This is a genomic window from Streptomyces sp. NPDC090442 (assembly GCF_044769405.1).
In the GTDB taxonomy this organism is placed as follows: domain Bacteria; phylum Actinomycetota; class Actinomycetes; order Streptomycetales; family Streptomycetaceae; genus Streptomyces.
Genome location: NZ_JBIVXW010000010.1, coordinates 101,128 through 125,526, shown reverse-complemented (window position 1 = coordinate 125,526; position 24,399 = coordinate 101,128). Strand labels below are relative to the sequence as shown.

Sequence of the window (24,399 nt, the reverse complement as noted above, 5' to 3'; positions counted from 1 at the left end):
TTCACCCGTGGCAGGCAGGATCAACGATGACGATGTGAAGGCGGTGCGGGACGCGGTCCCGATCGACGCCGTCGTGTCCGAGTACCTCCAGCTCCGCAACGCCGGCGGGGGCAATCTCAAGGGCCTGTGCCCCTTCCACGACGAGAAGTCCCCCTCCTTCCACGTCAGCCCCGCCAAGGGGCTCTACCACTGCTTCGGCTGCCAGGAGGGCGGCGACACCGTCGACTTCGTCATGAAGATCGACCACCTCTCGTTCGCCGAGACCATCGAGCGCCTCGCCGCCCAGGCCGGCATCACCCTCCGCTACGAGGAGGGCGGCTACACCCCCGGCCGCCAGCAGGGCGAGCGCACCCGCCTCGTCGAGGCCCACAAGGCCGCCGCCCAGTTCTACACCGAGCAACTCGACGGCCCCGAGGCCGAGATCGCCCGCAGGTTCCTCGCCGAGCGCGGCTTCGAGCAGGCCCACGCAGCGCACTTCGGCGTCGGCTACAGCCCCGCCGGCTGGGACCACCTCACCCGCTTCCTGCGCGGCCGTGGCTTCAGCGACAAGGAGCTCGTCCTCTCCGGCCTCGCCCAGGAGGGCCGCCGCGGCCCCATCGACCGCTTCCGCGGCCGCCTGATGTGGCCGATCCGCGACATCTCCGGCGAGGTCGTCGGCTTCGGCGCCCGCAAGCTGCGCGACGACGACAACGGCCCCAAGTACCTCAACACCCCCGAGACCCCCCTCTACCGCAAGTCCCAGGTCCTGTACGGCATCGACCTCGCCAAGAAGGAGATCGCCAAGACCAACCGCGCGGTCGTCGTCGAGGGCTACACCGACGTCATGGCCTGCCACCTCGCCGGCGTCACCACCGCCATCGCCACCTGCGGCACCGCCTTCGGCGAGGGCCACATCAAGATCCTCCGCCGGCTGCTGATGGACAACTCCGGCTCCGAGGTGGTCTTCACCTTCGACGGCGACGCCGCCGGCCAGAAGGCCGCCCTGCGCGCCTTCGAGGACGACCAGAAGTTCGCCGCCGAGACCTCCATCGCCATCTCCCCGGGCGGCATGGACCCCTGCGACCTGCGGCTGGCCGAGGGCGACCACGCCGTCGCCACCCTCGTCGAGTCCCGCACCCCGCTCTTCGCCTTCGCCCTGCGCTCCATCGTGACCCGCTACAACCTCGACACCGAGGAGGGCCGGATCGCCGCCGTCGAGGAGGCCGTGCCGGTCGTCGCCGCCATCAAGGACCGCGGCCTGCGCGACCGTTACGCCATCCGTCTCGTCGGCCTCGTGGGCATCACCAGCCAGGCCGAGGAGCAGGCCATCGTCCGCCGCGTGCGCGGCCTGGCCCGCAGCCGCGACGACCGGTCCCCCCAGGCCCCCGCCCGCACCGCCGCCCGCGGCCCCGCCGGCCCCGCCGCGCCCGCCCCCACCGCCCAGCAGCGCGGCCCGGCCCTCAACCTCCGCAGCCCCGCCCGCATGGTCGAGCGCGAACTGCTCAAGCTCGCCCTCCAGCGCCCCGACCTGGTCGCCCCCGCCTTCGACGCCTACGGTGCCGACGAGTTCACCGCGCCCCCGTACGCCGTGGTCCGCCAGTGCATCCAGGAGGCCGGCGGAGTGTCCGCCGCGGACGCCGACTACACCGCCCGTGTCATGGACGCCGCCCCCGACGACACCATCCGCTCCATGATCACCGAGCTCTCCGTCGAGCCGCTGCACACCCGCCGCGACCCCGATCCGGCCTACGCCGGCGAGCAGTTGGTGCGCGTCCGCATCGCCGCCGTCGACGCCCGGATCGCCAGCCTGGAGGGCGCCGCCCGCCGCTGTGAGCTCCAAGGCGACCACGAGGGCGCCGCCGCCGTCCACAAGGAAGCCTGGGTCCTCCAGCAGTACGGCCAGACCCTCCGCGAACGCGGCGCCGCCGCCCTCTAGGGCCCGCCGGAGGGGCAGGGCCGGACCCGGCCAAGACCCGTGCGCCGGGCCCCAGTTCCTCCCGCCCCACCCGCACCCCGGGCCCCTCTGCCCCCGCCCGGAACCTCCGGGTAGCGAACTGGTCACGGACCGGACTCAAAAAGTGCCCGCACGCCCCTCGTGCGGCCACGTGTCGTACTCCACACTGAGGAGCGGTGCCTCACGTCCCCGGAGCGCGGCGCATCCGCCCGCACGCCCCGCCGTGCGGTCCGTGAGCCCCCGCGCAGCCGCTCGTGACGTGGGGTGGACGCGGCGGCTCGGTCGCCTCCGCCCCGGTCCTCGTGCCGCCCCAGCCGCGATCATCCTGGAGGTCGCCCCCGTGCAGACCCGGACCCTCTCCGCCGCAGCTGCCGGCGGCGCACCGACCGCACCACCCGATACCGGCCTCCTGACCGTGCCGGTCACCGTGCCCCAACAGCCCGACCCCCCGGCCGCCGAACTCCTCACCACGGAGCCCGCCCAGGAACCGCCCGAACCCTCCGCCCCACCGGACGCCCGGGACACGGAGGGCGCCGGAGACCTCACGGCCACCGAGGACACCACCGACACCGAGGACGCCACCGAACCCGCCGAGCCCACCCCCCGCCCCGACGCCGGCGGCCCCTCCTCCGACCTCTTCCGTCAGTACCTCCGCGAAATCGGCCGGATCCCCCTGCTCAGCGCCGCCGAGGAGGTCGATCTGGCCCGCCGCGTCGAGGCCGGCCTGTTCGCCGAGGAGAAGCTCACCCACACCCCCGACCTCGACTCCCAACTCGCCCACGACCTCGACACGTTGGTCGTCCGCGGCCGCATCGCCAAGCGCCGCCTGATCGAGTCCAACCTCCGCCTGGTGGTCTCCGTCGCCAAGCGCTACGTCGGCCGCGGCCTGACCATGCTCGACCTCGTCCAGGAGGGCAACCTCGGCCTGATCCGCGCCGTCGAGAAGTTCGACTACGCCCGCGGCTACAAGTTCTCCACCTACGCGACCTGGTGGATCCGCCAGGCGATGTCCCGCGCGCTCGCCGACCAGGCCCGCACCATCCGCGTCCCCGTCCACGTCGTCGAACTGATCAACCGCGTCGTCCGCGTCCAACGCCGCATGCTCCAGGAACGCGGCTACGAACCCACCCCCGAAGAGGTCGCCGCCCACCTCGGCCTCACCCCCGAACGCGTCACCGACGTCCTGCGGCTGGCCCAGGAACCGGTCTCCCTGCACGCCCCCGTCGGCGAGGAGGACGACGTCGCCCTCGGCGACCTCATCGAGGACGGCGACGCCGCCTCACCCGTCGAGACCGCCGCGTTCCTGCTGCTCCGCGAACACCTCGACGCGGTCCTCTCCACCCTCGCCGAACGCGAACGCAAGGTCGTCCAGCTCCGCTACGGCCTCGTCGACGGCCGCCCCCGCACCCTGGAGGAGATCGGCCGGATCTTCGGCGTCACGCGCGAACGCATCCGCCAGATCGAGTCCAAGACCCTTGGCAAGCTCCGCGACCACGCCTTCGCCGACCAGCTCCGCGGCTACCTCGACTGACCGGCCACCGGCCCGCTCTAGGGCTGGAACGCCCCCGGATGCGTCTCGTCCCGCACCGCCACGTACTGCTGCCGCACGGCCTGCCACACCGGCAGCTCGTCACCCGGCTCGAAGACCTGGCTCGCCGCCGCCGGCCACCGTGGCGGCTCCGGGTACGCCGCACCGCCCTCGCCACCGGCGTGCGCCACCTGCCACGCCCACGCCGCCTGCCGGGCCGCGCCCAGCGCCGCGTACTCGGCCGGCTGCGGCACCACGACCTGCGCCCCGAACAGCCCCGGCGCGGCCACCTGCACCGCACCCAACTCCGCCGCCGCCCCCAACAGGAACACCCGGCGCACCGCCACACCCCGCCCGCGCAGCACGTCCAACGCGTCCGCGAGCCCGCACAGCATGCCCTCCACGGCCGCCCGCGCCAGATGCTCCGGCTTCATGCTCTCCCGCCGCATCCCGTGCAACGAGCCCGCGGTGTGCGGCAGATGAGGCGTCCGCTCGCCCTCCAGATACGGCAGCATCACCATCCCGTACGCCCCCGGCGACGACTGAAGCGCCAGCTCCGACAGCCCCGCCAGATCCGTGCCCAGCATCTCCGCCGTCCCGCGCAGCACCCGCACCGCGTTGGTGGTGTGCACCACCGGCAGATGCCGCCCGGTCGCGTCCGCGAACGAGGTGATCGTCCCGCTCGGATCCGCCAACGCCTCCTCATGGATGGCGAACACCGACCCCGAGGCCCCCAGCGACACCACCGCATCGCCCACCCCGACGCCCAGCCCGAACGCCGCCGCCATCGTCTCGCCGGTCCCCGCCGAGATCAGCAGCCCCTCCGGCGTGAACCCCGCCGTCCCCGACGGCCCCAGCACCTCCGGCAACCGCACCTGGTGCCCGAGCGCCAGCTCCACCAGATCCGGCCGGTACGCGCCGCTCGCCGCCGACCAGTAACCGGTCGTCGAGGCCCCGCCCCGATCCGTGGTCCGCCGCGCCGGCCGCCCCAGCAACTGCCACGCCAACCAGTCGTGCGGCTGCATGACCTCCGCGACCCGCGCCGCCTGCGCCGGCTCGTTCCGCGCCAACCACCGCAGCTTCGTCACCGGGTGCTGCGCCTGCGGCACCGCCCCCACGGCCTGCGCCCACGCGGCCCGCCCGCCCAGCGCATCCACCAGGTCAGCCGCCGAGCTCTGCGCCCGCTTGTCGTTGCCCACCAGCGCCGGCCGCACCGGATCGCCCTCGACGTCCAACGCCACCAGACCGCCCTGCTGCGCCGAGACCCCGATGGCCTGCACGCCCTCCAGCAGCCCGTTCCCCGCGGCCTCCCCGAGTGACATCAGCCACGCCTGCGGATCGGCCTCCGGCCCCTTCTCCACGGGGTGCGGCGCGTACCCCTGCCTGATGACGGCACCCGTGTCCGCATCGCAGACGACGATCCGTGTGCTCTCGGACGAACTGTCCAACCCGGCGACTATCCCCATGGCCCCAGATGATGCCCCATGCCGACCATGAGGAAGGCGTCAGGGTTTGCCCACCGCCCCCCGAACTCACGTATTGCTGGTGCCCCAGTCGTCCTCCTCGGCCGCCCGCTGCTCCCGCAGCGACCGCACCCGCTCCGCCACCGACCCCGGCAACCGGTCCCCGACCTTCTCCGACACCGTCGCGAACGCCTTCGACGCGACCTGCCGCCCGCCCAGCGCCGCCGCCTCGGCGGTGTTGCGCACCGCCGGGTTCTGCGCGATCCGCTGCGCCCCCTTCCGGAGCTGCTCGTACCGCTCCCGCCCGGACCGGGTGCCGAGCACGTAACCCACCGCCAGTCCCGCGACGAACGTGAGCCGGTAGCGCATCGCTCCACCTTTCCCTTGCCGCTCGATCCCGTCGGTGCCGGCCGGCACCGACGCCGGGCTGGGCACCTGCCCACCGGCACCGGACCACCCGCGGAAGACCTGGTGACGGTACCGATTGGCGGAGCACCCCCCTGCTTGCGCTAATGTATGTGTCGCAGCGAGCGCACGCCGTCCGGAGCCCCGGACAGCGATGCATTCGAGGCAAGCAGAGCAATCCCCTGTAGCTCAATTGGCAGAGCAGCCGGCTGTTAACCGGCAGGTTACTGGTTCGAGTCCAGTCGGGGGAGCTCAATCCCCTGTAGCTCAATTGGCAGAGCATTCGGCTGTTAACCGGAGGGTTACTGGTTCGAGTCCAGTCGGGGGAGCAGAGGAACGAGGACCCCGGAAGGGGTCCTTTTTCTTGCGTTCGGGAACCGAACCCCGCCTGATCCCAGTCCTCTTGGGCGTGCAAGGTCGCCCGACGGCAGCCCGCACGGGCAGCAGATCGTATGAGCGGCTATGCTGCGGCAGACGGCGCGCACAAATGTGCGCGACGCGCCGTGAGGGGCGGTAGCTCAGCCGGTTAGAGCAGCGGACTCATAATCCGTCGGCCGTGGGTTCGAGTCCCACCCGCCCCACCACGGACCCCGGCGCAGAAACCTTGTGCCTGCGCAAACACCAAGACGGTGGTCATCGCACGAAGCGGTGACCACCGTCTTTGCGTTGCGATCGGGAACGAGGAGGTCTACAGGGGGCGGGTGCCCTGCCCCCTGGCCCACGGGGCGATGTCCGCGGGCGCCAGGCGCGCCTGAGCGGCGATGTCGCGCCCCGCGAGGCCGGAGGGGGGCTTCGGGGTGGCCGGCGCGCCGTCAGGTGCGTGTCGGGGCGCTGGGCGGTTCCGTCGGTCGTGGGCGTCGATTCCGGCGATGTCGGACAGCGGGCGCCCGAAGAGCGAGGCCCGCAGCGCCCGGTGGGCGGCGAAGGGCCGAAAACCCCTTCGGGAGTGCCCACTTGGTCGGGGGCCCGCGTCCAGGGCCCGGCGGAACCGCCGGCGCCGGCTAGATGATCGGCGGGCGGCCCAGGCGCGTCATGCGCCACACCGTGCGCCAGCGCATCGGGCGGCGGTGGCCGCAGGGCGTGCGGACCCCCTCGGCGAAGCCCGCGGCCCAGGCCCGCAGGCCCGCCACCGAGCGGCTGCGGACGACCGTCAGCGCCGCCCAGACGCCGAGGTACACGGGGACGAGGACGGCCGGCAGATGGCGCTTCGCCAACCAGACGCGGTTCCGCGCGACCATCCGGTGGTAGACCGCGTGTCGGGTCGGCGAGGTGTACGGGTGCTGGAGGAGGAGCTCCGGCGCGTAACGGATCCGCCAGCCGTCGTCCAACGCCCGCCAGGCCAGATCGGTCTCCTCGTGGGCGTAGAAGAACTCGTCCGGCCAGCCGCCGATCCGGTCCAGCATCGGGACGGAGAGCGCGTGCCCGCCGCCCAGGAACGTCGTGACCAGCCCGCCCTGCTGCGGATCGCCGACCCGCAGGCGCGGGACGTGGCGGCGCTGGGTACGGCCCAGCTCGTCGGCGATGCGGAAGCTGACGATCCCCAACTCCCGGTCACCCTCGTACAGTTCCGCGAGCCGGCTGAAGACGTCCGTGCTGATCAGCAGCCCGTCGTCGTCCAGATCGACCACCACGTCCAGGTCGCCCAGCTTGCGCAGCTCGTCCAGGGCGACGTTCCGGCCGCCGGAGACGCCCAGGTTCTCGCTGAGCGAGACGCCGGTCACGCCCTCGGGCAGCGGCGGCAGCGGCGAACCGTTGCCGACGACCACGATGTGCGTCGCGGGGAGATCCTGCTTCGCCACCGAATCCAGCAGGTCCCGGAGTTCGGCGGGGCGGTTTCCCATGGTCAAGATGGCGACGCCTACGCGCAACTGACGCACAGATGAACACTCCGTTCTTGGCGGTCTCTTCAGCGATGCTAGCCGTCGCCGCAGACCACTTCGCACCACGACGCAGCCCCCGCGACGTTCCGTTGGCCCCCGGACCGACCGGCCGACGGGCGCCACGTCGGAGCTCAGCCCCGCGGGGCGTTGGCGCCGGCGAGGGCGCTCGGACGGGCGGCGAAGGCCACCTCCGGACTGAACCGCTCCGCATAGCCGTTCGCCAACGCGCGCAGCGCCGCCGCTCCGTCACCGTAATACGACGAGCCGTGCATCACCGCCAGCGTCCGCGGCGCGAGGTGCGCCAACGACCGCATGGTCTCCACCGCCGCCGTCAGGCACGACGTCTGGCGGAACGCCTCCTCCGCAGCCAACGCCGGCTCCACCAGGTCGTGATCGGTCACCGGCGGGCCGTCGCCGAGCTGGGTGAACAGGTCGCCGCACAACAGCGTGCCGGTGGTCTCCTCGAACAGCACCCGCGCCTCCCAATTGTGCGGCACGTGCGGGGTGTTGAGGTGCAGCACCCGACGCCGGAGCACCTCCTTGCCACCCAGGTCGAGCGTCTCGCCGTGTGCCAACGGGCGCGGCGGCCGGTCGGCGAGGTCGTTCAGCGAGACCAGGCACCCCTGGAGGCCGTGCGCCACCTCGGCCCGCGGCGCCGCGGCCAGGAACGCGTTCATCGCCCCGCACTCGTCGGCCTCCACATGCCCGAACGCCAGCCAGCGCAACTGGTCCACCGGCACGATCCGGCCCACGGCCTCCGAGACCCTCGGGAAGAGGTGCCGCATGCCCGTGTGGAAGAGGAGCGGCTCCTCCGCATCGATGAGGAACTGGTTGAACGTGAAGCCCGCGGGCCCGGCCACATCGGGAGCGAAGGTGGAGATCCGGTAGATCCCGTCGGCGATCTCATCGACGCGCGTCTCCATACGGCCGCGCCTCCTTCCGGGCGCCCCTCCGTCCATCGTAGGGCGCGGCGGTGGTCCGGGCCGGGCGTGCAGAAGGGGGTGGACGGCGGCCGGAGGGGGCGCGCACGTCGCGGCGGAGTGACGTCGGCCACGGGATGTCTAGGACGGTGTGGGATGGGCAGGGGAGCGGGACGGTTCGGACCGAACGGCTGGAGGGCCGGTGTGCGGAATACCGCATGGATTGCTCCCGTTACGGAAGGTGCGACGGGGCGCCGGACAACCGGCCGGGGCGCCCGCGGATGCCGTGGGCACGGCCGGTGCGGACGCGCTCCGCCCGGGGCGTAGCGTCGTACCCCGACACCGGGCCCGCACCGGAATCAACCGAAGAGCCGCAACCAGCACCGCACCGAACCAGCCACACCACCACAGCCGTCCTCGAAGGCCGAAGCGGCAACGCGCCAAGGCCCCGACACCGGAAGCAGGGAGCGCTTATGAGCACCGTGGAACTCACCAAGGAAAACTTCGACGAGATCGTCTCCGGCAACGAATTCGTGCTGATCGACTTCTGGGCCGAATGGTGCGGCCCGTGCAAGCAGTTCGGGCCGGTCTTCGAGCGCTCGTCCGAGAAGCACGACGACCTGCTCTACGCCAAGATCAACACCGAGAAGGAGCCGGAACTCGCCGCCGCCTTCGAGATCCGCTCCATCCCCACCCTGATGATCGTCCGCGAGAACATCGCGGTGTTCGCCCAGCCCGGCGCGCTCCCGGAGGCCGCCCTCGAAGACGTCATCGGCCAGGCCCGCGCGCTCGACATGGACGAGGTCCGCGCCTCGGTCGCCGAGGCCCAGCAGGCCCAGGGCGGCAACGGAGAGCAGGCGCAGGGCGAGTGACCGGGCGAACCACCAGCGGGCGCGCGCCGCGCGCGGGCGAGGGCGAGCGAATCGAGCTCCCGGCATGAGCGAGCTGCTGCTGGTCCGGCACGGCGAGACCGAGTGGAGCCGCGACGGCCGGCACACCAGCTGGACCGACCTCCCGCTCACCGCCAACGGCGAGGAGCAGGCCCGCGCGCTACGGCCGCTGCTGTCCGGCCGGAAGATCGCGCAGGTGTACGCCAGCCCCATGACGCGTGCCCTGCGCACCGCCGAACTGGCCGGCCTCCCCACCCCGCAGATCGTCGACGACCTGCGGGAATGGGACTACGGCGGCGACGAGGGCATCACCACCGCCCAGATCCACCGCAGCAGACCCGACTGGTACCTCTTCGACGACGGCGTCGCGCCCGGACCGGCCGACCACCCAGGGGAGTCCCCCGAGGAGGTCGGCGCCCGCGCCGACCGCGTCCTGGCACTGGTCGCGCCCCACCTGGAGACCGACGAGGGCGATGTGGCACTGGTCGCGCACGCGCACTTCCTGCGCGTACTGACCGCCCGCCGCCTGGGCCTCCCGCCCGCCGCCGGCGGCCTGTTCACCTTCGGCACCGGCGCGATCGGCGTCCTGGGCACGGAACACGGTCGCCCGGCGGTCGTCGCCTGGAACGCCCGCAGCCTCTGAGCGACGGGGCCGGCGGGAGCGGGCCCCGGCCCGTGGGCCGAACGCTCCCGCGGCTTCGCCCACCGGCCGCGCAAAACGGGCCCTGACCCGCCTACGGCGCCAACGGGTCGAGATGCAGCGGCTGCACCTTGCCCTCGATCATGGCGCCCAGCCCCTGCACCGCGCAGGTGCCCGGCTGGTCCGCGATGTGCACCGGCATCGACGTGGCCTCGTGGATCATCGGCTCCAGCCCCGGGATCAGCGCGCTGCCGCCGGCCAGCATGATGCCGCGCTCGCCCAGGTCGGCGACGAGGTCCGGCGGGCAGCGGCGCAGCACCGCCCCGATGCCGTCCAGGATCGCCGTCAGCGGGGTGATGATCGCGCGCCGCACCCGCTCGGTGTCCACGTGCACGGACCGGGCGAGCCCGCTCGCCACGTCCCGCCCGTGCACCTCCGTGGATCCGGGGGCGAGTTCGCCGTCCCCGGACAGCATCAGATGCAGCGGACGCGAGGACTGGTTGGGCAGCATCAGGTCGTGTTGCAGCCGCAGGTGCTGGATCACCGCGTGGTCGATGGCGTTGCCGCCCACGGGGACGGTCTCGGCGGCCACGATCGAACCGAGCGAGAGCACCGCCACCTGTGTGGTGCCCGCACCACACACCACGATCATCGTCGCCTCCGGCTGCTCCACCGGGAGCCCGCACCCCACGGCCGCGGCGACCAACGTGTCGACCAGCTCGACCCGGCGGGCGCCCAACCCGGTCAGGGTCTCCACGGCCGCCCGCTGCGCCAGCGGCTCACTGCCGTACGGGAGACACACCGCGGCCCGCATGGACGGGCGCCGCCGCCAGGTCTTGCGCAGCTTGTCGCCGACCAGGTGCCGCAACAGCCGCTGGGCCATGTCGATGTCCACGACCGTCCCGTTGGAGACCGGCCGGACGACCCGGATGTAGTCGGGGGTGCGGCCGTCCATCACCTCGGCCTGGGCGCCCACGGCGAGCATCGAGCCGGTGCGGGTGTTGACCGCGGCGACGGTCGGTTCGTCGACGACCAGCCCTTGGTTCTTGACGTAGACCCTGGTCCGGGCGGCGCCGAGGTCGACGGCGGCCGAGCAGCGGCGCAGTTGGGCGAGGCTGATGGTCATGGTGGATTCCTCCCCGATGGGCCGATGGGAACGTCCCCGGTGGGCCGGTAACTGGGTCACGAGCGCCCGCACGTGAGCGCTCGTGCGCCATCCTCCGGGCCGCCGACGGCCCCCGCGCGCTGAGCGCGTCCGGTCGGGGGACGGGGGTGGGGAGGGGCGGAGTCGGGGCGGCCGCGGGGCCGAGGGGGAGCGGCGGCTCGGGGCTTCGGCAGCTCAGCGGTTTGGTGGTTTGGCGGCTCCGTGGCTCTGTGGCTCGGCGAGCCGGGAGGCCGGAAGGGGGCAGGGGAGGGGGCGAGTGCTCTGCCACGCTCCGTGGCTCTCGGCGGCGGCGTATGACTAGTCGTCAACCCTGTTTCGCTACCCGTCCGGTGTCGACGCCTGCCAGAGCTTGGGCGTTGCCCGTCCCGTTCAGGTGTTGGCCGGCCCGTCGATGTCGGCCCGTCGCTGGTAGAGGCCCCAGGTGAACTCCGCGACGACGTTCCGCGGGGTGCCGTCCGGGTCGGGAGCGGTGCAGGCCAGGCGCCAGCGGGTCGGGGCGCTGCCCTCCATCGGGCGGGCCGGGGCGAAGGCGCGGGCGACCTCGTCGACGGTGCAGGACCACGGGACGAGGTCCGCGGTCGTACGGAGGTCCGGGCCGGCGGCGCCCGGTGCGCGTACGAGCCAGGCGTTCCAGGCGCCGCCCCCGGGAGCGGTGAGGACCTCGAACCGCAGATCCGGCCAGAGCGGGACCGGCCAGGTGAGCGCCTCGCAGGTCAGATCGCCGATCCGGCGGGTGGTGACGGTCTCGGGCACGCCGAGCAGCGCCCGGTACGGCTGGATGCCGGCGCGGGCCCGGGGGCTGTGCATCCGGGCCTGCCAGCGGCGGTTGGCCTCGCGCATCTGGGCCCGGGAGGCGCCGAGTTGGCGGAGGGCGTCCTCGACGAGGGTCGGGTGGTGGTCGGCCATCCGGCGCAGCAGCACGAGTTGGAACGCGAGCGGCCCCGGCAGGTCGGGGTGGGCGGCGGTGCCGGCGGGCGGGTCGTTGTCAGTGGCGGGGTTCATGATGGACATGGTCGCGGATGGCGGCCGGGGGAGACGCGGAGACAGCGGCCGGCGCGGTGTGCGCGGAGCCGGGCCGGGCGCCGTCGGGGAGGAAGAGCACGGAGTTGACGTAGCGGCGGTGCGGGGCGAGGGAGCGCCGCAGCAGGCCGTGTTCGGCGAGGTGGGAGGTGTGGGACTGATGGGTGGACAGATCGAAGTCGGCCAGCGGCAGCCAGCGGTCGCGTGGCAGGACCCAGCCGCGATATCCGCGGTCGGCCGTCCACTCCAGCACGGGCGCGAGCGCCTGGATGCGGGTCTCCAACTCCACGAACAGCGCGGGGCGTTCGCGCTCGATGGTGCGTGCCGCGCCGCGTAGGGTGGCCAGTTCTCCGCCGTCCACGTCGATCTTGATGAGGGTGACGGCGGTGAGCTTCAGCGCGTCCAGGGGGAGGCAGGGCACGTCCAGGGTGACGGAGTGCACCTCGCGGCGTACGAGCGAGGAGACCCCGCGGTCGCCGCGGCCGTCCGGGGGCAACCAGAGCGTGGCGCAACCGGTGTGGTCGGTGGCCGCGGCGGATACGACGTCGACGTGCGCGGGGGTGACGGAGGCGAGCAGGCGGGCCAGGTGCGGGACGGGCTCGACGGTGACGACGCGGTCCGCGCGTCGCGCCAGGCGCCGGGTCCACGGGCCGTACCAGCCCCCGACGTCCACGGCCGTGCCGCCGGCCGGACAGAAGTCGTCCAGCCGCGCCAACTCCGGTTCGAACCGCGGGTACAGCCCGGCCGCCAGCGCCGACACCAGACGCCCCGGTAACCAGCGCCCCACCCTCGCCGCAAGCGTCATGACCCTGCTCCCGGGCTCGACCCCGCCCCCGAGCCCGAACCGTGTGCCACCCCCGGCCCGGTCCTGCTCCCGGCCGCGGTGCCGGTCCCTGACTCGGTGCGGGCCCCGGTCCGTGCCGCGGATGCCACTCGGGACGCCTCGTCCTCACGCGCCCGTACGCCGCGCACCAGCCGCTCGTGCTCCGCGTCCGAGACCTGTTCGCCGGAGGACGGCAGCAGTTGCGGAATCCCGTCGAGGATCGGATAGCGCCGCCGCAGCCGCGGGTTGTAGAGCGCCTCCTCGGAGGCCAGCAACATCAACGGCCCCTTGTCGATCGGGCACGCAAGAATCTCCAACAGCGGATCGTCAGCCTTCACGACGCACCCCTCCTCCCGCCCACTCCCCGCTCGACCACACCGACCCCCACCACAGCCACGCCATCCTCAACAACCTCACCATCGATCAATCAGCTCCTTCTTCACTCGTCTTAGCTCGTCTTCACTCGTCTTCACCTCGTCCTCACTTGTCCTTACTCATCCTCGTTCGTCCTCGCTCGCTCGATGGTCGACTTGAGTGGCGCTCGACGCACCAAGGGTTCCGCGACCAACTGCCCGCACCGCGTGCCGGGTTGGGCCGCGCCTGATCCCTGGCCGGCACCTCTCATCTGCCTGACGCTTCCTTTCCTTCTCATGGCGTCTCGCGGCCTCTCATGGCTTCTCCCGGCGCGCGTTGTCTGTCGTTTTTCTCGCGTTTCTCGTGCTTCCTGTGCTTCCTGTGCTTCCCGTGCTTCCCGTGCTTCCCGTGACGAGATTTCTGTCTCTCGTGTCGCTCACACCTCCCACTTCCTTTGCCCCTCTCACATCTCTCGCACCGCTTACCTCTCCTGTGCCACTCACCGCTCTTGCACCACTCACCGTTCTTGCACCGCTCACCTCTCTTGCACCTCTCAGGCGTCACGCGGATCCTCCTGCGCTAACTGTCCCTTTCGACCGCCTAATTGCCTGGCCTGGCGGCTGGTTGGCGTGTTGGGAGGTTGGCCGTCTCTGACGCAGGGCCCGGTGGTCTTGGGCGGTACGGGCGGGGGCCTGGGCCCGGGCTTTGGGGCAGGTCTGGGCGTGGCCCTTGATGCTGGAGGTGACGTTGGGTGCGCTGCTGCGCCGTTCGGCACCGCGCGGGTGTGGGGAATCGGCGGGCCGGGTGCGCGGTGGGCTGGCGGCTTGGGCGGGCGGGGTGGCGGCTCCGGCGCACGGGTCGGCGGTAGTGCGGGCATGTGCGGCGACGGCGGCAGCGCGGGGGTGCGCACGGGTGCGCGCGGAGGTGGCGGATTGGGGGCGGGCGGGGGCACTGGCGCGAGGGCGTGTGGGACTGCTGGAGACGGGAGTTGCGAGAGGCGAGGGGGCGTCAGTGGGGTGGTGGGCGGGCCCGGCAGGGCGGGGGTGGTGCGGTCGGGGCGTGAGTGGTTCTCGTGGCGGGGGAGGATCAGGAGGATCGTCAGCGCCAGGGTCGTGCCGCCGAGGCGTAGAGCGAGGCGGAGGGGGGCGTCGGGCAGGGGCTCGCCGAAGGCGAGGGTGCCGCAGGCGATGGTGAAGACGCAGGTCACCGTGGTGCAGACGGGAACGATCACCGAGGCCCGGCAGCGCTGGAGGGCGGTTTGCGACAGGACCAGGCCGGTGGCCCCGGTGACGAGGAGGAGGTAGGGGTAGGGGGAACGGAGGAGGGCCAGGGTGGCGGCGGGAATGTCGTGGAAGGTGAGCAGCCCGGAGACGCCCTTGATGGCCAGGGAGCTGACGCCGTAGAGGAGGCCGATGGCCACCCCGTAGGAAACGCCGGCGGTGGGTTGGCGGTGGCAGCGTCGGGCGCGGAGTTCCGCCGAGCGGTACAGGAGGAGTCCCGCGGTGAGGGACGGCACGGCTATCGCGAGCAGGGTTGCGGGGGGCGCGGTGCGGGCGATGGCCTGGGCGTCCTCGTTCCGGAGGGAGGCGACGACCAGGCCGAGGGCGACCAGGATCGCCGCTATGCTCTGCCGCTCGCGGCCGCTGGTTCGTTCGCCCAGTACCACCGAGGACATGAGGAGCAGCAGGACCAGGCCCGAGATGAAGATGCCTTGGGCGGCGGCTATGGGGAGGGTGCGGTAGACGGCGAGTTGGGCGGCGAAGCCCGCGGCCAGGGTGAGTGAGCCGGCGAGCCACAGGGGGCTGCTGAGGAGGTGGCGTATGAGCCGGGCGGGGCGGCGGGTGCTGAGTGGGGGGAGTGCGGCGAGGGCGCGTTTCTCCAGCACGAAGCCGGTGCTGTAGAGGACGTTGGCGAGCAGCGCGGATGCCACGCCCCACCAGAGCATGGGCCTGCCTCCTTCCTGCTTCCTGGGGTACTTGCTGGGTTACTCGTTTCTGTTTCTGCTGCTTCCGGGCTGGATTGCTGCTTCCTGGATTGTTTGGCTGTCCTGCTCGGTGTTCCTCCCTGTCCCTGTCCCTGTCTCTGTGGCTGTGGCTGTTCCTGTGTTCCTGCTCCTGCGCCCGCTGGGCTTTGGGTGGTTGAGGGGGGTGGTTGAGGGGGGTGGGGGGACTTGCTTGGTGGGTGGGGGTGTTGGGGCGGGGCCGGGTGCGCCTTGCGGGGGCCTCTTTCCTTGCTGTTTCGGCAACGATTACGGAGGGTGGTTTTGTTCCCACGGATTGTTATGGGGCGTGATTAGTGACGGGGGGTGGGGACGGGAGTGGTGGGGCGGGCGTGGGCCAGGAGGATGGAGGAGAGGGAGGGGGCGTGGCAGGCGGCGCGGTCGAGGGGGCGGAGGGGGCGGGGGACGTCGTGGTACGGGGCGCCGGCGATGCGGATGACGTCGAAGCCGGATGCGGTGAGGAAGGCGCGGAGCGCGCGGGCGGTGTAGAGGCGTAGATGGCCGACGACCTGGGTGCCGGGGCGGCCGTGGATGGCGCGCAGGCTGACCTCGGAGAAGACGGGTTGGACGCCCGCGAGCAGGAGGCCGCGGTTGTACCAGGCGGCGAGGTTCGGGGTGGAGAGCAGGAGGTGGCCGCCGGGGCGGAGGACGCGGCGGAGTTCGTCCAGGGCGGCGTCCGGGTCGACCAGGTGCTCGATGACCTCACTGAAGAGGACGGCGTCGGCGGAGCCGGTGGCGAACGGCAGCCCGCCGTCGGTGAGTTCGCCGCGTACGACGCGGTGGAGGCGGGTGGTGGCGCGACGGAGGGCGTCCTGGGACCAGTCGACGCCGATGATGCGGTGGCCCCCGAGGGTGTCCGCGGCGGTGGCTGCGGCGGTGCCGTCGCCGCAGCCGATGTCCAGGACGGTGGCGGGCGGCGCCCCGTCGCGTACCGGGCCGAGGGCGCGCGCCAGGAGTCGGGCCTGGCGTCGGCTGCGGGCGGGGCCGGAGGCGACCGGTACGGCGGGGTTCTCGTAGAAGTTCTGCAGCGCGGTCATGGGGTGGCTCCTTCGGCCGGTGGGCCGGCGCCTTCCGCGGGTGACCGGTTGGATGGGGATTCCGGTTGCGGCCGGTCTGGTGTCGGTGGTGGCCACGCGGTTTGTGGTGGTGGCGGTGTGGGCCGGGCGGCTTCCGGGGCTGGGGGTCGAGTGGAGTCCGGTGGTGGTTGGTCGGCTTCCGGGGGTGGCGGCCAAGTGGGTTCCGGTGAGGACCAGTTGGCTTCCGGTTCGGGGGGCCGGGCGGTGGTGGCGAGGGAGGAGCGGAAGAGGTCCAGCAGGCGGGCGGCGGCCGCGTCGTCGAGGAGGGCGCGGGACCAGCGGAGGGCGAGGTGGATGCGGTCGCCGCCGCTGGTGGCCGCGGCGGTGACGCTCAGTCCGCGGGGCATCCGGGCCGGGGCGGAGAACCACACCGCGGTCGCCCGGCCGCCCTCGTCGCCGAAGTCCAGGGGGTAGGGGACGCGGCCGATGTTGGAGAGGAGGGCGGTGGGCGCCCAGGGGGTGGCGAGGGCGCGTAGGGCTCGGGTGAGGGCGCGGCGTGCGCCGATGGGGAGCGGGAGGGCGGTCAACAGGGTTCCGGCCAGGCCGAGTTGTGGGCTCGGGGTGGACTTCAGGGCCCGGGTGTGGGCGGCCGTCTGGTGGAGGAGGCGGGACGGGGTGGGGGCGGCGGTGGCCCTGGGTGGGGAGGGGAAGTGGACCGGGGCCAGGCGGGTGCCGTTGCCGATGGGCATCCGGGGGCCTCGTGGCCGGTCGTCGATGGGCATGGCGATGACGACGGGGGCGGTGGGGTGGTTGTGCTGGGCGTTCCAGCGGGTGGTCATCAGGTAGGTGGCGACGAGGAGTTGGTCGTTGATGGTGTAGGGGGCTGGGGTGCCGGCGGGGTGTGGGGGGCGGGTGGGGAGGGGGAGGTGGATGAGGAGCATGCCGTTGCCGGGGAGGGGGGTGTGAGAACGGCGAGGCTTCGTTGTGGGCTTTGTGGGCTTTGTGGGTTCGTTGGTGGGGTGTTGGTGGAGGAGGGAGGGGGCGATGTGGGTGGGGCGGGTGAGGGGGTTGTGGTGGGGGAGGGGGGCGGAGAGGCGAGGGGTGTGGTGGGGAGGGGGAGTGGTGAGTGGGGAGGGGCGGGTGTGTCCGTAGAGTTCGGCGGTGGTGGCGAGGATGCGGAGGGCGGCGGGGCCGTCGAGTGCGGTGTGGTGGGCGGTGAGCAGGAGCACCGTGCCCTGGGGTGGGGCGAGTTGGACGTCGGTCGTGGTGGGGTGTGTGGGTTCGATGACCTCTAGGCGCAGTGGTGGCGCGGCGTCCAGGGGAGGGCAGTCGGTGAGCGCCCGGTCCCGGGCGCGGGTGAGGGCGTCGGGGCCCGGGGGCGGGAAGACGACCGGGTCCGTGTCGGGGGTGGGGGTGAGTTGCCACCTGTAGTGGCGGTGCCACCAACGGGCCGGCGCCTGGCGCATCAGGACGCGGGGGTGGCGGGCGAGCGCCCGGTGGAACGCGGTGCGCAGCCGGGCGTGGTCGAGCCGGCCCGGGAGGTGCACCTCTACGTGGACGGTCTCCGGTTCGTCGTCCTCCAGGCAGTGGCGGGAGATCTCGTCGACGAGGGGGAAGCGGACGCGGGGGGTGGGGCCGGGCCCGGTGGTGGGGGCCCGGCCTTCCCGCGCGAGGGTGTCCCGCCCGTCCGGTGGGTCGTGCCGGGCCGGTTGGAGGGCGGTCATCGCGGGGTGTCCTCGGGGGTGGTGGGCGGCGGGCGGAGGGGGGTCGTGGGGTCGGCCCCCGCGTCCCGGTGCGGTGTACGGGCCGGTGGCGCGGTTCCGCCGTCAGGTGCGCCACCCGTGGCCGGAGCGGCGGGAGCAGGTGGAGTGCCTGAAGTGGTCGAAGCGGTGGGAGTGCCTGAAGAGGCCGGGGTCGTCGGAGTGGCCGACGGGGCGCCGGGCCCGTCTCCCTCCCTCGAACTCCCCTGCTGGCTGCCCTCGTTCGCGCCACCGCCCGGTCCACTGCCCATCCCCGGGAACCCCGGGCCGCTGCCGGCTCCAGGCCCAGCGCCGCTCCCGGTGCGGGTCGGCCAGGTGACGACCGCCGCCGTGAGGGCCAGGAGGGCGAGGGCCTGGGCGAGGGCGCTGAAGGCGCCGGAGTTGTCGGCGAGCGGGTGGCCCGCGCCGAGGGCCGCGGTGATGCCGGCCGCGAGCATCGCGGTGCCGGCCAGTGGTGCCAGCGCCCGCGGCCGCAGGCGGGCCACCAGGGCCAGGAGCGGGACGATCAGTGCGTACGGGCCGGCGGCCAGGGCCACCACCCCGGTCAGGGCGAGCGTGCCCAGGACCCGGGAGGGGGCGGGGGGTTGCTGCGGTGCCGTTGGTGGGGTGCGCGGGGTGCGGCGGAGCAGGGCGGAGGCGATGAGCAGGGCGATGCCCAGGATGCCGCCGATGAGGCCGAGGTGGTACAAGGTGGCCGGCGCGTAGCTGAGTTCGACGGTGCCGGCGGCGCCGGCCGGGACGAGGAACGCCTGTTGCCAGCCGTCCACGCGGAGCGGGGTGAGCTGTTTGCCGTTGAGGGTGGCGCGCCAGCCGTCGTTGGCGTTCTCGTGGAGTTGGAGGTAGGCGGCCCGGCCGGCGCCGACGGTGACGGTGCGGTGGTCGCCGGACCACTGTTTGACGGTGACGGAGCGGGCCGGGGCGAGCGGGCGAGCGGCGGAGGCGGCCGTACCGTCCGTCGCAGCGGTGGGCCGCGTGCCGGCGTCAGGCCCGTTGGCGCCCTCGTTCCCGGTCCCCGCACCCGTGCTCAGCGTCACGTCCGTGATCGTCAACGGCCCCTGGTCGCCCGTCTCGACGCGGTGTTGGCCGGCGCGCAGGAGGATCTGGCCGTCGGTGACGGCGGGGCCGCAGGGGCGGACGGTGACGGGGCGGCGTTCGGTGAGGTCGCGGACGGAGCCGCTGGCCTGCGTCGCGTAGAGGATGCCGTCGACGGCAAGCGGGGGGCCCTGGCCGCAGGGGAGGGCGAAGCGCCGGTCGGGGGCCGGGGGCGGGGTGCGGTAGGCGTCGAGGGCGGGGATGTAGATCTCGCTGAGGCCGACGGGGAGTTGGAGTGCCTGGCCGGCGACCGGGTTGCTGAGGGAGAGCTCCTTGACCTTGCTGATGGTGATGTCGAGGCGGTCGGTGGTGATCGGGTCGAAGCGGGCCAGCCCGTTCTCGTCGACGGCCGCGGTGGCCGCCCCGTAGGGGGAGTTGAGCTGGATCTGCTCGGGGCGGGTGGAGATGCCGCCGGCGGCTGCCAGCACCATCCGGTCGAGCTTCTTCTTGCCGGGCCAGCGCAGGTGGATGGTGGGTTTGGCGCCGGCGATCCAGGCGGTGGTCAGGTCGCCGTCGACGAGGTTGCGGGGGCTGAGGGACTGGCCGAAGCCGAAGCTGGTGGAGTCGGCGGTGGCGGTGATGCGGTCCTTCTGGTCGGGGGCGACCCGGTCCAGCAGCCGGTCGAGGGCGGGGCCGGGGACGGCGAGGGCGGTGCCGGAGACGGCGTACGGGGCGGTGCGGCCGGTGTCGAACTGGCGGTGCAGGCCGACCTCGGCGGAGACGGGCGAGAGGCCGCCGGGGTCGCTGCCCCGGTGGAGGGAGACGATCTGCGACGGGGCGTCGGAATGCCGGGCGTCGGTGGGGAGTTGAAGGAGTCGGGACACCTGGACGCCGGGGATGGAGATCTCGGTGAAGCCGGCGCCGGAGAGCCCGGCGCGCGGGGTCTGGGTGCCCAGGATGGTGAGTTGGAGCCAGGTCGCCTTGCCGGGCGGGGCCTTGATCTGCTGACGGGAGCCGTCGGGGCGGAGTTGGCTGTCGGCGCGGCCGCGGTCGGTCTGGATGCGGACGGAGGTGGGGGCGGCGCGCAGCCCGTCGCCGGGCAGGGGCGTGACGGAGAGCTTGGCGGGGATGTCGGTCGGCGTGGCGAAGGCGATCCGGATCCACTGGCCGACGGGGTTGCCGGCGCTGCCCTCGGCCCAGGCGGTGTCGGGGTTGCCGTCGAAGGCGTTGACGGGGTCGTACTGCGGCAGGTGGAAGAGCCAGTTGCCGCTGGAGGAGGCGGTGACGGCGGCGGCGCCGCGGAGCACGGCGGTGGTCTGGTGCCGGATGCCGGAGGTCGGCAGGATCTGCCGGGGTGGGCGGCCGGGGTCCTGGAGGCTGCCGGGCAGGTTGGTCTCGTCGGCGGTGTAGGTGTAGGAGGTGTTGCTGCCCACCAGGCCGAAGCGGGTGTCGGCGCGGCGCAGGCCGTCGGCGGTGAGTTGCAGCGGCAGGGCGTCGACGCCGGGGTGGCGGTCGCCGGTGAGGACGGTGGGGCGGTCGCGCAGTGCGGGGTCGGCGGAGAGTTGGAGCAGGGCCTCGGGGCCGCCGCTGAGTTGGGCGGTGTCCGCGGCGGCGGGGGCGGTGACGGGGCCGGGTTCGGCGACCCCTTGTGGCCGGTAGATCTCCACGGAGCGCTGGCGCGGGTAGAGGCCCTGGATCTGGACGGGCGTCTCGGCGGGGATCCGGCCGGCGGTGGTGAGCGGGCCGAACGCGGCGGCCTTGCGGTAGCCGGACGCCTCCAGGGTGCGTTCGACGGTCTGCGGGGGGACGTAGCCGATCTGGTCGGGGTCGAGGTCGTTGCGGACGACGACGTCGTGGATGCCGGCCCGGTGCAGGTAGTCGCGCAGGCCGGGGACCTCGGCGCCGGTGAGCAGGGCCTGTTCGACGGCGTCCAGGGCGCGGCGGGATCCGGGCGTCCCGAAGGGCACGAAGTCGCGCTGCGCCCACGGGGATCGGGCGAGCACGTCCATGGGGTCGTCGATGGGCGAGCCCCAGGTGAACAGGCCGTGCGCGGTGGCGGGGACCACCAGGGAGCGGCTGCCGTGGGTGTGGTCCTTGAGCCAGGAGGCGGTCTGCTGCCAGTAGGTGGGGAGTTGGCGGAACGCGCCCGGTTGGAGGACGGTGCCGCCCAGGTAGGGCAGGGCCAGCGCCGGTAGGACGAGCACCGCGGCCGCCGCGGTGGGCAGGCGGCCGGCGGTCAGGCGGGCGGCGCGCCGCCCGGTTCCCGTCCAGCGGAGGGTGCCGAGCAGGTGGGCCAGGCCCAGGGCGAGCGCCAGGCCGAGGCCCGGGGTGAACTTGTAGATGTTGCGGAACGGGCGCAGCCAGCCGTTCAGCCACTCCTGCCAGGTGGCGTGCAGCGGGCCACCGAGGGCGCCGCCGTAGCCGGCCAGCCCGATGAGCGCGACGGTCAGCACGGTCAGCAGCAGCCAGCGCCGTTCGGGCAGGCTGCGGCGGGCCAGGCCGGCCAGGCCCAGGGCGGCGGCGAGGCCGGAGCCGAACACCGCGAAGGCGTTGCCGGTCATGGTCTGGCCGGCCGGCAGCCAGGGTTTGCCGAAGTTGAGGTAGCCGACCCAGTTGCCGGCGCCGCGCAGCAGTTCGGTGGCGGACATGGTGGCGGTGGTGGTGTCGGCCTGCTCGATGTACGGCATGAAGTTCTCGCCGTGCAGGCCCAGGAGGAGCAGCGGCACCGTCCACCAGGCGGTGGCCAGGACGACGCCCGGCAGCCACCAGGCGAGCAGGGTGCGGCGGCGCGCTCCCGTACGGGACAGCGCGTACAGCAGCACCGGTAACAGGGAGGCGAGGGTGGAGGCCGCGTTGACGCCGCCCATGAGGGGGATCAGCAGTGCCGAACGGGTCGCCGCGGTACGGGCGGTGAGCCGCCCGTCGGTGAGCGGCAGCAGGACCCAGGGCAGCAGCGCGCCGGGCAGCGCGGCGGCGGAGGTGGAGCCGACGACGATGGTGAAGGCGGGCCACAGGGCGTAGCAGGCGGCCGCCAGCAGTCTGCTGCGCGGTCCGCCGATGCGCAGCCGCTCGGCGAGCCGCAGCGCGCCCCAGAAGGCGGTGGTGACGATCAGCGACATCCACAGCCGCTCGGCGAGCCAGACCGGCAGGTGCACCGCGTGGGCGGTGCCGTAATACGGGAGGGCGGGGAAGGCGTAGCCGATGTACTGGTCGGCGAGGCCGCCGAAGCCGGCCCGGTCGTGCCACAACTGCCCGAGGTCGGTGAGGAAGCGCCAGGGGTCGACGGCCACCCCCAGCTTCGTCTCGAACGTCGTCTTCCCCGGGGACGGGGCCAGGAACGCGACCAGGACGGCCGCCCAGAAGGCGAACAGCCAGCGCCTGCGCCGGGGTTCGTCGGGCGGCGGGGCGGGGGCGGTGGCCGGGGTGCCGCCGGCGTCGGGCGCTCCGGGGGACGGGGACTTCTGCAGCGTCTGGGTCATGGCAACCGCCGGAGGATGAGGAGGAGGTTCCAGGTGGCGATCTCGCGGACGCCGGGGAGGCGGGGGATGGCCTCGGCGAGGAACGGCGCGTAGCGGGAGCGGGCGGTGACGAGCGCGACGTCGTCCCGGGCGCGGACCTGGCGCAGGGTGCGGCCGATGTGCACGGGGAAGAGGTTCTGGCCCAGGGTGTGCTTGGCGGGGCGGCCGGTGCGGCGCTGGTAGCGGCGGCGGGCCCGTTCGGCGCCGAGGTAGTGCCAGGGCGCGGTCTCGTGGCCGCCCCAGGGGGAGAGCCAGTTGGTGAACGCCACGTAGATCAGGCCGCCGGGGCGGGTGACCCGCACCAGTTCGCTGAGGAAGGTCTGCGGATCGGCCACGTGTTCCAGGACGTTGGAGGAGAAGCAGACGTCGGCGGTGCCGTCGGCGAGCGGCAGCAGGTAGCCGTCGGCGAGCACCGCCCCGTCGGTGATCCGGCCGCGGGCGGCCAGTTCCGCGGTGTCGGGTTCGAAGAGGTAGCCGCGGGCGCCGCGGCGGCGGAACTCCTCGGTGAAGTGACCGCTGCCGCCGCCGACGTCGACGACCACCGCGCCGCGTAACGGGGCGTAGCGTTCGACCTGGTTGGCGGCGTCCCGGGCGAGCAGCCGGTAACAGTGGTCGGGGTCGGTGGGCTCGTTCAGGAAGGCGCGGAAGAGGGCGAGGGACCTGCCCAGCGAGGGGTCGCGCACGGGCCGGTCACCGCCCGGCGAGCGGCCGGAGGTATGCCTCCGTGGCGACCGCCCGGAAGCTCCGGACGGTCCGGCTCCATCTGAAGCGGGCGGCGCGGTCGGCGGCCGCGGCGCCCAGGGCGTGCCGCCGGCGGGCACTCAGCGCCAGCGTGCACCAGTGGGCGGCGAAGGCGCTCTCGCCGCGCGCCAGCAGCCCGGTGGTGCCGTCCTCGACGGAGTCCCGCAGGCCGGGGATGTCGAAGCCGACGGTGGGGGTGCGCCGCGCGGCGGCCTCCATCACCACCAGGCCCCACCCCTCCACCAGGGAGGGGTGCAGCAGCAGCCAGGAGGAGCACAGGAGTTGGTGCTTGCGCCGCTCGGAGATCCGGCCGGTGAAGACGACGTCGGGGCCGGCCAGCGCGGCGAGCCGGTCGCGTTCCGGGCCGTCGCCGACGATCACCAGCCGGCCGCCGGTGACCGGGCGGACCCGCTCCCACAGCCGCAGCAGCAGGTCGACCCGCTTGTACTCGACGAGCCGCCCCATGGCCAGGAACAGCGGCTCGGGGGCCTCGGAAAGGAGCGGGCCCGGTTCCTCGACTCCGTTGTGGACGAGCCGGATCCGGTCCGGTGCGACGCCGAGGTCCGCCAGCGCGGCGGCGGTCGAGTCGGAGACCGCGACCATCAGGTTGCCGCGGTGGGTGCCGGCCAGCGCCCAGTGCTCCAGCCGGCGGCCGAGCCGGGCCGCGGGCGCCGGGTAACGCATCCGCCACAGGTCGGTGTGGACGTGGTTGACCAGGCACAGGGTGGGGCCGCGGTGCCAGAGGGGCGCGAGGTACGGCATGCCGTTGCAGACCTCGACCAGCAGGTCACAGCCGCCGGCGCGGTGCGTCACCTGGCGGGGGACACGCAGGAAGTGGCCGGCGTCGCCGCCGGCGGTCAGGACGCGGTAGGCGGGGGCGCCCTCGTGAACGCCCGTGCCTCCGGGGGCGGTTGGGGCCTCGGCGGGGGGCGGGCCCGCCGGGGAGGCGGGGCCGCCGCACAGCAGGGTGACCTCGTGCCCGTGCGCGGCGAGCCCGGCGGCGATCCGGTCCACCAGCAATTCGGAGCCGCCGGCGGCCGGGTTGGCGAGGTCGCGGCGGGCCAGGAACACGATCCGGCGGGGGCGCGGGGGCTCGTCCGCGGCCGGGGACGGGTACGTGGCCGGAGCGGTGACCGTGGACGGCGTGCGGGGCGCCGGTGGTGCGGGTGGTTCGAGGGGAGCGGGCGCGGCCGCCGGGGACGCGGGCAGCGGTGGGGACGGGGGCAGCGGTGGGGACGGGGGTACATGCTGAGGCATGTGGGATCCAACTCGTCTCAGGGTGCGGTACCTACGGTGGGGGACGTACTGCGTG

Annotated in this window: 17 protein-coding genes, 3 tRNA genes and 1 pseudogene; 7 read left to right on the top strand and 14 right to left on the bottom strand. The window is 73.5% G+C overall.

Annotation, left to right across the window (positions count from 1 at the left end):
- The first annotated feature begins 7 nt into the window (after window positions 1-7).
- The gene (gene dnaG / locus ACIQU6_RS10280) at window positions 8-1,915 is read left to right on the top strand and encodes a DNA primase (RefSeq protein ID WP_403481199.1); all 1,908 of its coding nucleotides are present in this window, start codon (window positions 8-10) and stop codon (window positions 1,913-1,915) included.
- Between the two features lie 358 nt (window positions 1,916-2,273).
- Window positions 2,274-3,464: an RNA polymerase sigma factor gene (locus ACIQU6_RS10275; protein ID WP_403481198.1), complete on the top strand. Its 1,191-nt coding sequence runs from the start codon at window positions 2,274-2,276 to the stop codon at window positions 3,462-3,464.
- A 17-nt stretch (window positions 3,465-3,481) separates the two neighbouring features.
- On the opposite strand, the gene ACIQU6_RS10270 is transcribed toward ACIQU6_RS10275, so the two are convergent.
- Entirely contained in the window at window positions 3,482-4,927 is a 1,446-nt protein-coding gene (locus ACIQU6_RS10270) for an FGGY family carbohydrate kinase (RefSeq protein ID WP_403481197.1), read from the bottom strand.
- A 66-nt stretch (window positions 4,928-4,993) separates the two neighbouring features.
- The gene (locus tag ACIQU6_RS10265; protein ID WP_403481196.1) at window positions 4,994-5,293 is read right to left on the bottom strand and encodes a YtxH domain-containing protein; all 300 of its coding nucleotides are present in this window, start codon (window positions 5,291-5,293) and stop codon (window positions 4,994-4,996) included.
- Between the two features lie 214 nt (window positions 5,294-5,507).
- Here ACIQU6_RS10265 and ACIQU6_RS10260 point away from each other — a divergent pair.
- The 3 genes from ACIQU6_RS10260 to ACIQU6_RS10250 all read left to right on the top strand — a co-directional run bounded on the left by ACIQU6_RS10260 (window position 5,508) and on the right by ACIQU6_RS10250 (window position 5,913).
- Window positions 5,508-5,580 (top strand) — tRNA-Asn (locus ACIQU6_RS10260).
- 5 nt (window positions 5,581-5,585) lie between these two features.
- Window positions 5,586-5,658: transfer RNA gene (locus ACIQU6_RS10255), tRNA-Asn, on the top strand.
- A gap of 178 nt (window positions 5,659-5,836) precedes the next feature.
- Window positions 5,837-5,913 (top strand) — tRNA-Ile (locus tag ACIQU6_RS10250).
- A 417-nt stretch (window positions 5,914-6,330) separates the two neighbouring features.
- On the opposite strand, the gene ACIQU6_RS10245 is transcribed toward ACIQU6_RS10250, so the two are convergent.
- Complete coding sequence (locus ACIQU6_RS10245; RefSeq protein ID WP_403481195.1) at window positions 6,331-7,206, bottom strand: glycosyltransferase family 2 protein; 876 nt, start codon at window positions 7,204-7,206, stop codon at window positions 6,331-6,333.
- Window positions 7,207-7,340: 134 nt separating this feature from the next.
- Window positions 7,341-8,132 (bottom strand): MBL fold metallo-hydrolase, encoded by a 792-nt coding sequence (locus tag ACIQU6_RS10240; protein WP_403481194.1) that lies wholly within the window; start codon window positions 8,130-8,132, stop codon window positions 7,341-7,343.
- Window positions 8,133-8,602: 470 nt separating this feature from the next.
- On the opposite strand from ACIQU6_RS10240, the gene trxA reads away from it, so the two are divergent.
- Window positions 8,603-9,001, top strand: a complete 399-nt coding sequence (gene trxA, locus ACIQU6_RS10235) for a thioredoxin (RefSeq protein ID WP_403481193.1) — start codon at window positions 8,603-8,605, stop codon at window positions 8,999-9,001.
- Window positions 9,002-9,065: 64 nt separating this feature from the next.
- Window positions 9,066-9,662, top strand: coding sequence for a histidine phosphatase family protein (locus tag ACIQU6_RS10230; RefSeq protein ID WP_274915840.1), 597 nt, complete (start codon window positions 9,066-9,068; stop codon window positions 9,660-9,662).
- A 91-nt stretch (window positions 9,663-9,753) separates the two neighbouring features.
- Here ACIQU6_RS10230 and ACIQU6_RS10225 read toward each other — a convergent pair whose 3' ends face one another.
- The 10 genes and pseudogenes from ACIQU6_RS10225 to ACIQU6_RS10180 form a co-directional block, all read right to left on the bottom strand.
- Window positions 9,754-10,785 carry a rod shape-determining protein gene (locus ACIQU6_RS10225; RefSeq protein WP_403481192.1) on the bottom strand — a complete coding sequence of 344 codons (1,032 nt, stop codon included), beginning with the start codon at window positions 10,783-10,785 and terminating at the stop codon, window positions 9,754-9,756.
- A 408-nt stretch (window positions 10,786-11,193) separates the two neighbouring features.
- The gene (locus ACIQU6_RS10220; protein ID WP_403481191.1) at window positions 11,194-11,826 is read right to left on the bottom strand and encodes a hypothetical protein; all 633 of its coding nucleotides are present in this window, start codon (window positions 11,824-11,826) and stop codon (window positions 11,194-11,196) included.
- A complete protein-coding gene (locus tag ACIQU6_RS10215; RefSeq protein ID WP_403481190.1) occupies window positions 11,810-12,649 on the bottom strand; it encodes an FkbM family methyltransferase in 840 nt (279 codons plus the stop codon). The genes ACIQU6_RS10220 and ACIQU6_RS10215 overlap by 17 nt, the downstream gene beginning before the upstream one ends.
- A gap of 161 nt (window positions 12,650-12,810) precedes the next feature.
- Window positions 12,811-13,005: pseudogene (locus tag ACIQU6_RS10210) on the bottom strand (Trm112 family protein); the annotation flags it as partial.
- A 569-nt stretch (window positions 13,006-13,574) separates the two neighbouring features.
- Window positions 13,575-14,966: a DMT family transporter gene (locus ACIQU6_RS10205; RefSeq protein ID WP_403481189.1), complete on the bottom strand. Its 1,392-nt coding sequence runs from the start codon at window positions 14,964-14,966 to the stop codon at window positions 13,575-13,577.
- Window positions 14,967-15,313: 347 nt separating this feature from the next.
- Window positions 15,314-16,057 (bottom strand): class I SAM-dependent methyltransferase, encoded by a 744-nt coding sequence (locus tag ACIQU6_RS10200; RefSeq protein ID WP_403481188.1) that lies wholly within the window; start codon window positions 16,055-16,057, stop codon window positions 15,314-15,316.
- Complete coding sequence (locus ACIQU6_RS10195) at window positions 16,054-17,760, bottom strand: condensation protein (RefSeq protein ID WP_403481187.1); 1,707 nt, start codon at window positions 17,758-17,760, stop codon at window positions 16,054-16,056. The genes ACIQU6_RS10200 and ACIQU6_RS10195 overlap by 4 nt, the downstream gene beginning before the upstream one ends.
- Window positions 17,757-22,307 carry an alpha-(1->3)-arabinofuranosyltransferase family protein gene (locus ACIQU6_RS10190; protein WP_403481186.1) on the bottom strand — a complete coding sequence of 1,517 codons (4,551 nt, stop codon included), beginning with the start codon at window positions 22,305-22,307 and terminating at the stop codon, window positions 17,757-17,759. The genes ACIQU6_RS10195 and ACIQU6_RS10190 overlap by 4 nt, the downstream gene beginning before the upstream one ends.
- Window positions 22,304-23,029, bottom strand: coding sequence for a class I SAM-dependent methyltransferase (locus tag ACIQU6_RS10185; protein ID WP_403481185.1), 726 nt, complete (start codon window positions 23,027-23,029; stop codon window positions 22,304-22,306). Before ACIQU6_RS10185 ends, ACIQU6_RS10190 begins: the two co-directional genes overlap by 4 nt.
- A gap of 7 nt (window positions 23,030-23,036) precedes the next feature.
- The gene (locus tag ACIQU6_RS10180; protein ID WP_403481184.1) at window positions 23,037-24,344 is read right to left on the bottom strand and encodes a glycosyltransferase family 4 protein; all 1,308 of its coding nucleotides are present in this window, start codon (window positions 24,342-24,344) and stop codon (window positions 23,037-23,039) included.
- Window positions 24,345-24,399: the final 55 nt, after the last annotated feature.